The organism is Alteromonas ponticola, assembly GCF_012911815.1.
Lineage (GTDB): Bacteria > Pseudomonadota > Gammaproteobacteria > Enterobacterales > Alteromonadaceae > Alteromonas > Alteromonas ponticola.
In genome coordinates, this window is sequence record NZ_JAATNW010000003.1 from 25,846 (window position 1) to 38,706 (window position 12,861).

At 44.6% G+C, this 12,861-nt stretch carries 12 protein-coding genes; 7 read left to right on the top strand and 5 right to left on the bottom strand.

The features are described from left to right. Positions 1-116 precede the first annotated feature (116 nt). The 5 genes from HCJ96_RS05025 to HCJ96_RS05045 all read left to right on the top strand — a co-directional run bounded on the left by HCJ96_RS05025 (position 117) and on the right by HCJ96_RS05045 (position 5,632). On the top strand, positions 117-1,259 hold the full coding sequence (locus HCJ96_RS05025) for a paraquat-inducible protein A (RefSeq protein WP_169209959.1): 1,143 nt from the start codon (positions 117-119) through the stop codon (positions 1,257-1,259). After that, positions 1,256-2,899: an intermembrane transport protein PqiB gene (gene pqiB, locus HCJ96_RS05030; protein WP_169209960.1), complete on the top strand. Its 1,644-nt coding sequence runs from the start codon at positions 1,256-1,258 to the stop codon at positions 2,897-2,899. Before HCJ96_RS05025 ends, pqiB begins: the two co-directional genes overlap by 4 nt. Further along, positions 2,899-3,480, top strand: a complete 582-nt coding sequence (locus tag HCJ96_RS05035) for a PqiC family protein (RefSeq protein ID WP_169209961.1) — start codon at positions 2,899-2,901, stop codon at positions 3,478-3,480. The genes pqiB and HCJ96_RS05035 overlap by 1 nt, the downstream gene beginning before the upstream one ends. A 468-nt stretch (positions 3,481-3,948) precedes the next feature. Then, positions 3,949-4,512: a hypothetical protein gene (locus tag HCJ96_RS05040; protein WP_169209962.1), complete on the top strand. Its 564-nt coding sequence runs from the start codon at positions 3,949-3,951 to the stop codon at positions 4,510-4,512. A gap of 10 nt (positions 4,513-4,522) precedes the next feature. Continuing rightward, positions 4,523-5,632 (top strand): hypothetical protein, encoded by a 1,110-nt coding sequence (locus tag HCJ96_RS05045; protein WP_169209963.1) that lies wholly within the window; start codon positions 4,523-4,525, stop codon positions 5,630-5,632. A 531-nt stretch (positions 5,633-6,163) separates the two neighbouring features. On the opposite strand, the gene HCJ96_RS05050 is transcribed toward HCJ96_RS05045, so the two are convergent. Genes HCJ96_RS05050 through coxB form a run of 4 tightly spaced genes read right to left on the bottom strand, consistent with a single transcriptional unit; the run spans position 6,164 to position 10,510 of the window. Beyond that, positions 6,164-6,970, bottom strand: a complete 807-nt coding sequence (locus tag HCJ96_RS05050; RefSeq protein WP_169209964.1) for a cytochrome c oxidase assembly protein — start codon at positions 6,968-6,970, stop codon at positions 6,164-6,166. Next, positions 6,961-7,302, bottom strand: a complete 342-nt coding sequence (locus tag HCJ96_RS05055) for a hypothetical protein (protein ID WP_169209965.1) — start codon at positions 7,300-7,302, stop codon at positions 6,961-6,963. The genes HCJ96_RS05050 and HCJ96_RS05055 overlap by 10 nt, the downstream gene beginning before the upstream one ends. 6 nt (positions 7,303-7,308) lie before the next feature. Then, the gene (gene ctaD, locus HCJ96_RS05060) at positions 7,309-9,807 is read right to left on the bottom strand and encodes a cytochrome c oxidase subunit I (RefSeq protein ID WP_343034660.1); all 2,499 of its coding nucleotides are present in this window, start codon (positions 9,805-9,807) and stop codon (positions 7,309-7,311) included. Further along, positions 9,800-10,510 (bottom strand): cytochrome c oxidase subunit II, encoded by a 711-nt coding sequence (gene coxB, locus HCJ96_RS05065; protein WP_343034662.1) that lies wholly within the window; start codon positions 10,508-10,510, stop codon positions 9,800-9,802. The genes ctaD and coxB overlap by 8 nt, the downstream gene beginning before the upstream one ends. 34 nt (positions 10,511-10,544) lie before the next feature. Between coxB and HCJ96_RS05070 the strand changes: the two genes are divergently transcribed. Then, on the top strand, positions 10,545-11,030 hold the full coding sequence (locus HCJ96_RS05070) for a DUF2231 domain-containing protein (RefSeq protein WP_169209967.1): 486 nt from the start codon (positions 10,545-10,547) through the stop codon (positions 11,028-11,030). Here the strand turns inward: HCJ96_RS05070 and HCJ96_RS05075 are convergent. After that, on the bottom strand, positions 11,027-11,473 hold the full coding sequence (locus tag HCJ96_RS05075; RefSeq protein ID WP_169209968.1) for a CopD family protein: 447 nt from the start codon (positions 11,471-11,473) through the stop codon (positions 11,027-11,029). The genes HCJ96_RS05070 and HCJ96_RS05075 overlap by 4 nt on opposite strands. A gap of 222 nt (positions 11,474-11,695) precedes the next feature. Here HCJ96_RS05075 and HCJ96_RS05080 point away from each other — a divergent pair, with 222 nt between their 5' ends. Further along, positions 11,696-12,850, top strand: a complete 1,155-nt coding sequence (locus HCJ96_RS05080; protein ID WP_169209969.1) for an efflux RND transporter periplasmic adaptor subunit — start codon at positions 11,696-11,698, stop codon at positions 12,848-12,850. Positions 12,851-12,861: the final 11 nt, after the last annotated feature.

Here is a 12,861-nt window from a genome sequence, read left to right on the forward strand (position 1 = left end):
TTATAAAGAAGCACTTTTTATTAAAGCCAGTTAATCTGATTGACTGGCTTTTTAGTATCTATCGTATAGATAATAAAACAAATAGTCAGCTAACAGATTGCAGTTAAAGGAACGCGATGGCGAATCCGCACGGATTAAAGGTGTCCTGTAAGGATTGTGGCAAAGTAAGTAGTTTGCCCACCTTGAAACATAAGCAAAAAGCGGTATGTCCACGATGTGGCCATACCCTGCTGACATATCGTCATAATGAGACACAAATTACCATGGCGATGGCTTCCAGCGCCGTGGTATTGCTCGTCTTATCTCTGCTTTTCGATTTTCTTACCTTTAAACTGAATGGTCAGCATCACTCGGTTGATTTATGGGCTGCCCTCGCGGTGTTAGTGGATAACGATTATTTATCTCTGGCTATTGTCACCGGCTTGGCCACAGTGATTTTGCCCGCCGTGTTGCTGATTGGCATCTTCTGGCTGATGTGGGCCCGTATGACCCATCATTATTCGCCTTATTTACGACGCATCTACAATATGGTTATGGTGGCCCTGCCCTGGAGCATGGCTGAAATCTTTTTAGTGGGAATTTTAGTTAGTTTGATAAAAATTACCTCACTTGCCGATATTCAGGTTGGCCCGTCTTTTTACACGTACTTTGGTTTCACCGTTACCATGAGTATTGCTCTGTTTTATTTTGACGCTTCACAAACAGCCTATTGGGTTCACGGCAAAAAAGTACCAACAGAAAAACCGCTTACTCCTCATAACGCAACCACCAGCGTTCAGCGTACATGGGCACTATTATTAACGGCAACGCTGCTATATATTCCCGCCAATACGCTGCCGATAATGAATACAAACGTGTTTGGCAGAAATGAGCCCAATACCATCATTGGTGGTGTTATTTCATTATGGGAAATGGGCTCGTACCCTATCGCCATTGTAATTCTGGTGGCCAGCGTGGTAGTACCCGTGGCAAAAATTCTGGTATTGGCATGGTTGAATTTTAGTGTGCAATCAGGGAAGCTGAGTAATCCACACGCAAGCACCAAATATTATCGACTCGTAGAATGGATCGGTCGCTGGTCGATGATAGATGTCTTTGTGGTAGCAATATTGGTTGCATTGATTCAATTGGGTAACACCCTGGCCATTTACCCGGGGCCCGCTGCATTAGCATTTTGTGCAGTTGTATTTATCACCATGATAGCTGCTATGACCTTCGATGCTCGATTGATCTGGCAAAACAGGAAGTCTGTTGTATGAACGAAGAAGCGCATATTAAGCCCACTTCGAAACTTTCCAAGATCTGGATTATCCCTTTTCTTGTAATCATTGTTGGCGGCTGGCTTATCTGGTATCAGTGGAATAATCAGGGGCCCATGATCACCATCGAGATGAAATCAGCAGCAGGCATTGATGTTAATAAAACCCCTATCAAGGTGCGCGATCTTAATATTGGCCAGGTCAAGAAAATCGAGCTCAAACAGGATTTGGAAGGGGTCATTGTGCACGCGCGCATTGATAAAGGGGCGGCGTATTTACTTACGGATAAAACCCAGTTCTGGGTGGTGGCGCCCCGCATCAGCTTTTCCGAAGTGTCAGGCTTAAACACCCTGCTCTCAGGCGCTTATATAGCCATGAGCGCACACGATGAAGGAATAGAAACCTATCACTTCATTGCTCAGGAACGCCCGCCAGTGACCCCGCAAGGTACACCTGGCCTGCACCTCTCGTTAAAAAGTGATGACGAGTTAGCCTACAAAGCTGGCGATCCGATTATTTATAAAGGGTTTAAGGTTGGAGAATTTGAAGACTCGTCATTTAATATCGAGGAACGAGTCGTGTACTACGATGCCTTTATCCGAGCGCCTTATCACAAGTTGATCACGCAAAATACCCGCTTCTGGAACGTAAGTGGGGTAAAACTCAATTTAGAATCCAGTGGCGTGAAAGTTGAAACAGGCAGTCTGGAAACGTTACTGGCTAATGGTATTACATTTGGAATACCTGAAGGGGTGAATTCCGGTGAACAAATCACTGGCAATGCATTTTTCACTATCTATGAAGATCAAACGGCTGCCATCAATGCCCGCTTTAAGCTGGCGGCAGAGTATCTGCTACTGATCGACGAAACAGTGCGCGGATTAAAAGTTGGTGCGCCCGTAGAATACCGCGGCATCGAAATTGGCGAGGTTCGCAGTATCAATGCTGGAAATGTTGTGGAGGGCAGCATTTTAGAGCAGGATTTCCCCATTCCTGTTGTCATCTCCATTTATCCGGGCAAAGTGCGTCAGGATGACAGTGAAATCGGCTTAAACCTCGTCAAGCAAACTATGCAAAAGTGGATTGCGCAGGACTTACGTGCCAGTCTTCGTATGGGGAATGTGCTGACGGGAGGCCTGTTTGTAGATTTGAAACACATAAAGGATCACAAGCCCATTCCGCTAGAGACTATCAACGGGTTTGATGTGATCCCCACGGTCTCCAATGAGTTTACCCAGTTAACCCAGAAAGCTGACGCCATTTTAGATAAAATCAATCAGTTACCGCTAGACAAGCTGGTCGGTGACATCGGCACCGTTATCACTGATTTAAGCGAAGCGGCGGCATCGGTGAAGACCACAGCCGACAACTTTGACACACTGGTGACGGAAATTGATGCAGAGCAACTAAATGGTAATCTCAACGAAGTGTTGGATGATATGTCCACGCTGCTGCAAAATTACACCGAAGGTGGTTTAAGTAAATCAGAAATTCAGGAAACCATGGATTCATTGCAAGATACGTTGCGCAGTATTCAGCCACTGATATTGCAATTGAATCAAAAACCTAATGGGCTTATTTTTGCTACAGGCAATGAAGCTGATATACAACCTAAAGCACAAAAGTCTGGAGCAAATTGATGAAAGCAAGATGGTGGTTGATCGCGTTTGTTGTAGTGATATCAGGCTGTGCGTCTCAGTCTATAAATTTAAATTACTATCTGCTGCACTCTCCCCACAGTGACAACAAAGCGGGGCAACAGCCAGGTTATCAACTGTCGCTGCAAAAACTGGTATTGCCAGAATACCTCAAGCAACGCAGTCTGGTAATGCAGACCAGCCCCACTACGCTGCATTTTTCACCGCAACACGTGTGGGCCGAACCCGTTCAAAGCGGCATGATTAAGGCGTTGGAAGATTCACTCTGGCAGCAACATCAGATCCTGTCAGTACCTGCTGGCCTGGCTCAACACAACGACGCACTATCAAGCGCCGATGTAGCCATTGTCGTAGATGACTTTTTACCCACTTCTGACGGACAGGCCGTGTTGCGCGGAAAATACTGGATCATGTATGCGGACCAAAGCAAAACCATGCATATTTTCAATTTACAACGGCCCTTAGAAGAGGACGGTTTCGACCATGCGGTATTACAAATGCAACAGCTGGTGGCTGAATTGAGTGGGCATATTGCCGGGCAGCTTGATTTAAGTGACGATTGAATCCTCAACAACTTAAAACACATTCATTCTGACTAATATAGCTTTTGCAAGAACACCTTGGAGTGATGTCAACGCATGGGTCGTGTGTCCATATTTCCAACCTTTGCAATTTAACTCTATATATCTAACAATTGGTTTAAATTTTTTTGAGAATCTACCTCCATCGATGATTTGCATACAACAGAAGGGTAATCTTGATCCTTCACGATATAAAGTTGATCAAACAAACGGTTTAACATGATTTTAAATAACTTTTCCGCAATTTAGGACGAGCAAAGAAACCTTAAAAACTGAAATTAAAATATAACGCATAATTATCTCTTACCATTTCTGTCGTTAATTAAATTTTCATAAAAAATAAATGTTGACAATGAAATAAGTAACCACATATATTTGAAAAAATATACGGATAGCCTCGCAATGCCTGTTCAATAAGGGCTGTTTGCACACACTTAAAAGGGAATTTTTATGAGTTTTTTAAAGAACTTAGTTTGCTTTTCAACTTTCATTTTTCTGTTACACACCAATATAGCCTTTAAAGAATCCACAAAATCTTTAGCATTATCGATAAATTTGGCTGAAGCGGCAGGCAAATGTCCGAAAGGGTATGAATGTATTGAAGTGAAAGGAAATAGGACTATACTTTTCGGAATTAATCCTTCAAATCCAGGGATAAATTGGGATAATCTTACTTCTGAGTTTAATATTGATGCTTTATCAGCGGCTCGGGAACGTGCATATACAGGTCAGTCAGCGCTTTACGCTAAGCTTGGTGCTTGTATGACAGTAGCACACACAGCAGAAATCAAATGTAAACAAAAAGTTGCAGTCTTGGGCGGCGCTGCTGGCGTTCTGTGTATTGCAAATGGATTCGTCTTTTCACTTCCTCCTTCTAATCCGCTAATCGGTACATCGATTGGAGGGGCATGTAGTGCAGTTGTTGCTGGAGCAATTGCTTACAACTCACTTACCTGCGAAATGATTTTAGAAAAAGAGAAATCATTTTGTACTAAGAAGATCTTAGGCTATTGAGATAAAACCAGTGTTAAGGTCAATTGCAACATTTCTACTAATCATAGTCGCACTTTATTACCATTTTGGAAATGAAGGTTGGAAATCAGAAATTAGCGTTAAGTACGATGCATCTAGTTCTGCTCATTCTGATTTAAAGGATCATATTAGTTCTTCCGAAGATATTGCGATAGTTAAAGAAGAGGTGTGTTTAGATTTTAAAAATATACTTAAAAATAGCAACTTTAATTTAAATGAAGAACTAAATAAATTGGACGAACATTTCTTTGAACTAGGCTTGGATGATTATGAAGTCAATAAAATTGTTAACCAATCCGGGTTTTCACTTTTTGAATATAACGAAGAAACTAAGATATTTGATACAAATTTTACGACGTTAACTGCGCTGGATGATGACATCAAGTATGATCCTGAAATTGAAAACGAAATAATTCAACTTGTTACTGAAGGAAGTTTTGAAAAAATTATTGAATTTATTCAAGCTAACAAATTGAGCAACAATTATTTCATTGATGGCGGCAGTATATTTTCGATATTAATAGGCAACTTTTATCCATTGACAGGTGAACAATTAAATTTGCTAATTGAAGTAGGTATAACACCATCCTTCAATGATCTAGTGAAAATGGTCAAGTCTGAAAATGCTTTTGAAGTCTTACGACTTTTCATCTACTCCTCCGATATTGAAAAAAAAATAGGAAGAATGTGGTATGAGAATGAAAAATATTACAATTTGACATTATTAAGCGCGGAAAAATTAAATGACAAAGCGTTTTCTCTATTTTTAGATCTTGGTGTTGAAGCTGAGCCATTTAATAAAAACTTAAATGCATTTGATTACCTAAGTAATCCAAAGAATGAATTAGAAGCAGTTAAATTTAAAAATATCGTAGACAACCTGATTGAGGCAAACGTCTTTCCTTACAACTTTCACTCTTTCGAAAGATTAAGAAGTCAATTAGAAGTAAAATTTATTTCAGTGATAGAATCAAAAATTTCGTACGAAAAATCTCTATTCCCTAAACATTTAAATGAGCCTCTAAAAAAAATGAAAAGTGCTATAAAACAAAAAAATCATGAAATTACTTGTACAACATCGGCCCCTACGGTAACAAAATGAAATATAGCAAAATCTTTAAAAAACATAGTAATAAATTAACTTCCAAGCAAAAACGAGAGTTGATTTTAATTTCAATTAGTGATTCCGGAGTACTTAGTAATTTCAAAACAAAAGTTTTCATCACACTTCTTTTTCTAGCGCTTGCACTTACATCTGTTTCTCTATTTAATTTTGATATAAACTCATTAACCTTAATAGTGATCATATTATTACAAACTGCATTAAGCGGGCTGATTTTTTTCAAATACATAGAGTCGAATTCTTCTTCGACGCTCAAAAAAATACTAGAACATAAGGAGTTTAATTTAAACGAAATTGAAAGTGATGTATCAAATCAATTATTTCCCATTTTATTAATAATATCTTTTTCTTTTTTAGTTTATATGTACGTTATGTTTTCAATTTAACTACTTAAAATTCGCGGACAAGTAAGTGTCACTTATATGATTTAATTCCACAAATCGTTAACCTCCCTTTTTATTATAGAAAGTAAATAGCGTATCTTGTTTCCATCTTTAGCAACATGCCAAACTAATTATCTAAAAACGCGCGGTCGAATCTTTTGTACCATCTGTTCGCGGCCCAGATAGCGGCGCTGATATACGGCAATCCGCCCAGCACCCACATAATAAGTCCGGCCAGTTGCTGATCGGCAAGCCCCCTCGCCTCACCATAAAATGGCGCGTTGGCGAATGTTAATAATGCCCCCAAAAACCCCGTGTGCATGAGGGTAAACAGTAAGGCCAGTAATGCATAATGGGCCTTACCTGAAAATGCATGCAAACAAGCCCACCAGAACCACACCGCAGTGATAAGAAAACAGGCGTGTTCAATGATATGTACCCACGGATTTTCCACCGCGAGCATATAAAAAGTTGGAATGTGCCAGAACCAGAGCACCACGCCATGAATATACGCGCACAGCATGGGATACTGGGTTAACTTAAAGGCCAGCTCCCATGCTTTCTTACCATACCTGCCCCACGCTTTATAATATTGCGGTAAGGGCCGGGCTAAAGCGAAAGCAGGCGCAATGATAACCATCATAAACATGTGCTGCGTCATATGTGCGGCGGCGCTTTGCTCTGCCCACTTATCAAGCGGGCCTAAAATGGTAAACAGAGTAATTATTACCGTGATATGAAACAGCCATCTTCGCCAAGGCACTGGCGTTGCCCGACGACACCCCACTTCATAAAGAAACCATAACAGGACAACAACAGCCGCGGTGATGCCTGCAGCAATGCCTTCCTCTCCGGAACTGGAGAAAGGGCTGTGGGCAAGCGCCCGGCCTGACCATACAACTAGACAAAAAAGTAGTAAAAGCGCTAGAGACATGGCGTCACCATCACCAGAGCCAGCCCGACCATTAAAGTTCCGAATGCCGAAAATGCATACACCGCAGTCGCTATTTGCAGGGCAAATTTGGTTTGCGGGGGGGCCTCTTTGAGCAATTTTCTTTTGTCCACAGCGTAAAGACAGAGAAGAACAAAAACCACCATGGTGATGACGAAGAAACTGAGGTTAAGCCAATTGAAAATGCCCTGTTCGGGCGCGGGTGGCTCAATTTTGCACGCCACTGCAAGCCCACCATAAGCAGCGACAAACCAGATAGCCCAGATAATCCAGCCAGCTACATAATGTATTGGATGCAAACGCCCAGGATTCATATTAACTCACCACACCAGCGGCATAATTAGAAAACATGCGAAGCTGACCCAGAAAATTCCGAGGGTGAACAGCCAGAATGGATGCAGTACAGCGGGTTCGTAAGGCAAGGCCTGACTGATATAACCTTTTTTAGCGCGGAATATTTGTAAGCCAGAGGCGACGACTGCGATGCTGCTGTGAAATAACAAAAACATCAGCATGACAAATAAAGCGGCATCATGGGCGTTGTCGGTGACAGCTAACTTACTGGTTATAGTCACATAGATGAGTGTAGCCAGATGCAATGCGCCAAAAACAAACACTCCGGCAAACTGAGCGGGTAATTTTGATGCTGCGCCCGAGCGTAACATTTTTATCACCCTGTGATACAACAGCACCGCGACAGTCAGCGTGACGCCACTTATCGTCATTGCAGTGATTGAAACAGCAGAAACATCGGGTACTTTTCCGCCCGGCGCGACGGTCCACAAATACAGCCAGCCGAATAACAAAGATAAATACAGCGAGCCATCACTGAGCAGGGTCACAACCATGCCCCACAGACCCGGACCATTCATGGTGCGCGAGTGCAGTTTGGGCTCGTCGCGTTGTTCTTCATCTGCCGTTAGCGGGGCCATTTCTTTATGCGCGCCATTCACCCACGCCCAGCGAAAAACGCAAATCGCTGCAATCACGGTGATAGCCAACGCAACAAGGTAGGCGCGCGACAATAAACTGATGCACAGTGCGGCCAGAAACAGTGCAGTCACCAACGGCAGCCAGGAATGGGTGGGAATATGAATTACTTCAATCAGCTTTCCGGTCACTGCATCGGTGCCATAGAGTTCACGTCGACCATGACCTATTCGCTTGAGGCCGTGGGCACCATCACTGATAGTCGAGCGCAAATCGGGCTTGTCCCATAACGGATGCCGCGTTTTCACCGTGGGCAAGCTCAAAAAGTTGTACGATGTGGGAGGCGTACCTGTCGCCCATTCCAGGGTGTCGGCTTGCCAGGGGTTAAATCTTGCCTTTTGTCCGTAACGAAAATGCAGAATAACGTCCAGCATCAACATGCCAAAGCCACTGGCCATAATAAAACTACCGAAAGTAGACAGCATGTTCAGCCAGTCCCATCCCAGGCCAGCTTCATAGGTGACCACACGGCGAGGCATGCCGAGCAGTCCGGTTAAATGCATCATCAGAAACGTGGCGTTAAAACCAATGAAGATAAGCCAGAACGCCCATTTACCCATGTGCATAGTGGGCATGCGACCGGACAAATGAGGTAACCAGTAGTACAGCCCGCCAATCAAAGGAAACAACATTCCGCCAATTAGCACGTAGTGAAAATGGGCCACCACGAAGTGGGTGTCATGCACTTGCCAGTCAAACGGCACCAGCGCCAACATCACACCGGTTAACCCGCCGCAAACAAAAATAAACAGAAACCCAAACATCCACAGCATCGGCAACTCAAAACGTACACGCCCTGTCCATAAAGTAGCAATCCATGCAAAAACCTGAATTGCAGTAGGGATGGCCACCAGCATACTGGCAATCGAAAAAAACGCCTGCGCCAGTTGCGGGATGCCTACCGTGAACATGTGATGAACCCACAGCCCGAAGCTGACGAACCCCATGGTAATAATGGCCAGAACAATCCATCGGTAACCAACCAGCGGGCGTCCTGCAAAAACCGGAATAATGGTTGAAACAATGCCTGCAGCAGGCAAGAAAATAATGTACACCTCAGGGTGACCAAACAACCAGAACAGATGTTGCCAGAGAATGGGGTCGCCACCTGCTGCAGGGTCAAAAAATGGCATACCCGCAGCACGCTCCAGCTCCAATAAAATACTAGCCAGAATAAGTGGGGGAAAACCAAACACAATCATGAGTGCCATAGCCAGAATGTACCAACAAAATATCGGCATTTTACTGAGCGACATTCCGGGTGCTCTGGTGCGCAGGATTGAAACAGTCAGTTCAACACCCGCAGAAACCGCCGAGATTTCGACGAAAGTAATGCCCAGTAACCAGAAGTCAGAACCGGGTCCAGCAGAAAACTCTGCGCTGGATAACGGGGTATACATAAACCAACCGGAATCGGGTGCAATTCCCAAAAACAGACTGGTCATGATAATAATGCCGCCAAACAAATAGCAGTAATAACCTAATGCGCTTAAACGTGGAAATACCAGATCCCGGGTGCCAATCATTTTTGGGATCAGATACATGGCGGCCCCTTCCAAAATAGGAATGGCGAAAAGAAACATCATCACCGTGCCATGCATGGTGAAAAGCTGAGCATACAACGCTGGCGAGATAAGTTCCTGTTCCGGTAACGCCAGTTGCGAGCGGATCAGCATCGCTAATACGCCACCAATGATGAAAAAAACCGTACCGGTCAGCATAAAACGGCGGCTGATTGAGGTATGGTTCACTGCGGCCAATTGTCCCCACCCGGGCAGGTTATCCCATACTTTGGCAAATTGTGCGTGTAATGACAGGTCGTTATTCACTGCTGGCCTGCTCCTTCTGCTGCTGTGATACCCATAGCGAAAACTCCCGCTCCGCAAGTACCGATACCTCAAATTTCATTTTTGTGTGTGCCAGTCCGCAATATTCCGCACACTGCCCGCCGTATGTGCCGGGTTTGTCACCCAATAATCTTAGAACATTGGTTCTGCCTGGAATGGCATCCATTTTCCCGCCCAGCCTGGGTACCCAGAAACTATGAATAACATCTTCACTACTCACGTGGATATCAATCGGCACGCCAGCCGGTATGACAATTTTGTCCTGTAACTGAATATTCTGTGCCGGGTAGTGCACTTCCCACAACCACTGTTTTGCATGCACCTCGACCTTTATCGCCTGTTCACTTGGCCAGGGCAACATACTATGTCCTATGGGGATGCCAAAACCCAGTAACACAGTGATACACGCCACCGGCAAGGCAATTCCCCCGAGCACCACCAACCGATTCGTCACCCCTTTGACTTCATCCTCGCTGTACTTTTTGTGGGGTTTTCGCATGGCGTACCACCAGATGGCGCACACCCCAAATAACACGAGGGAGCCAACAATTAACATCCCCCACCAAAGCCACATTACCGCTTGTGCATGCGGCCCGGCTGGATCCAAAATGGAGTAACGGCCGTTACAACCTGATAGCGACAACGTGATCGCCAGGATAATTACTTTTACTGCCCGATCACCCACACCAATTACCCCTTACTTGAGGAAAAGTTTGTTTATGTTGCGCGAGGAAAAAATTGACAGCCGCTCGCTGATAAAAGGTCATCCATTGCATCCGGCATTGATTCATTTCCCTGTCGCCCTGCTGTTGCTGTTGGTCGTGACTGACATTTGCTACATCTTCACCTATGATCCTTTCTGGGGAAAAGCCGGCTTTTACCTGTCGACCACCGGCTTGTTGTTCGGAGTACTCGGTAGCATTCCTGGCGCAATTGATGTGTTTTCGGTTAAGCGAATCCGCAGAATTGTGTCGGCCTGGGCCCACGGATTGTTGGCTATAATGTCGTTGTCGCTGGCAACGCTCAATGTAATGTTGCGACTGGGTGATGATCCAGCACACCAGATTATGCCCTGGGGCTTGTATGTAAGCTTGCTCACCGCTGTAATGATCAACATTACCGGCTCGCTGGGGGCACAACTGGTTTATGAATATGGTATCGGTGTCGATGTGGTGCAAAAAGATGACCATTTAGTTGACCCCTAAAGTGTCCATGGCAGCATCTCCGGTTCAGCAGGTTTCATCAAAACAACACATAAGATGGCCACAATACACACCGACAATGCGGTAAATAAAATCCAGCTATAGAGCACCAGGTTCTTGGTGTTCTCCCTTTCGAACCGTGTTATCAGCAGGGCAAGGCAAGCGTGAAAGACCACCATCAGACTCACCAGTGTCAGTTTCACCAATAACCAGAAAATAAGGATATCAGCCACCACAAACGTCAATGTACCGGCTATGATAGAAACTACTGCAAAGGGTGATGCAATATGGGTAAACACCAGTCGCGCAACTGACCCCATCCCCGTTGGATGCTGCATAAATTCTTTTTGCTTTTGCGTCTCCATCGCTATCAATGCTGGGATGTACAGCACTGAAGCTGTCCAGACAAAAAGCGTAATGATATGCACAGAAAGAAACCACAGCACCGTTTTGATTCCAAAAGCGATTGATATATAAAAGAATAGTTTATACTGAGCGGATCCATCAGATGATCAGCTTCACGTTCAGATTATTCTCAAAATAAATATCGTGTCCTGCGTCATTAATTTATTAACAGCACACTAACAGTTCGTTACAATTATGCGGTCAAATTAAGCGTTTTTCGCGGTACTATGTGAATTAAATGCACCAACAAGAAGTGGTTAAACATGAAATGGATTAAAATTGTACTTCCGGTCGCCATACTCGCAATCGGTTTTGGTGGCATGCAGGCAATTAAAGCGACGGCTTCGGATGATGAAATCAAAGAAAAAGTCGACACCCGTCCATCGGTCACTATAGACAAGCTCAACACTGATTCGTATACGGTTGAGATTACTGCCTATGGTGAAGTTGCACCGCTTGAAAGCACTAATCTGGCTGCACAGGTCTCTGGTGAAGTGGTGTCGTGGAACAAACATTTCGTCAACGGGGGGCTGGTCAAGCGCGGTGAAACCCTGTTCACCATCGAGAAAGATGCCTATGAAGCCGCGCTGTTGCTGGCAGAAGCTAATTTAAGCTCAGCGCAAGCGCAGCTTATCCAGGAGGAAGCGCAGGCACAGGTTGCCAAAAAGGAAGCCACTAAACTCGCCAGCGGTAACGTCAGTGATTTATACCTGCGTAAGCCGCAGATGCTTAGCGCTCAGGCGGCGGTAAAATCAGCTCAGGCACAACTTAAGCTTGCTCACCGCGATCTTGATAATTGCGAAGTCAAAGCACCCTATGATGCGCTGGTGGTTTCCCGCAATATCGGTGTAGGTGATTTTGTGAGTACAGGTACAATAGCAGCAACGCTTTACAGCATTGAGACAGCCGAAGTTACCTTTCCTGTGGCGGGTTTCGATCAGGCCTTTTTACCTGAGCAAATCATGGAACGTAAAGCAACAGTAAGTATTGGCGATAATAAGCAAACAGCACGAGAAGCCCTACTGCACCGCGATACTGGCATTGTTGATCAGGCCACACGTATGGCACACCTGGTGGCCAGAATAGATGATCCATATGGGATTCGCACTCAGCAACGCCCTATCAAGTTTGGTAGTTACGTGCAAGTCAATTTCTCCGGTAAAACCGTCGACAACGTTTACCGCATTCCTCAGGAACTGGTGACCAACAAAAAACTGTGGACCCTCGATGGCGAAGACAAACTCACCGCCAATCAGGTCGATGTGGTTCGTGAAGATGGCGGCTATTTCCTCATCCGGGGTAATTTCAACCAGGACCGGGTGGTAAAAACCTTACCAGAGTATCCACAGGAAGGCATGGAAGTTAAAGTGATTTCCAGCAATGGCGATATCGCTATGACCAGCGCAGCGCAACCTTGAGGACGTAGCTC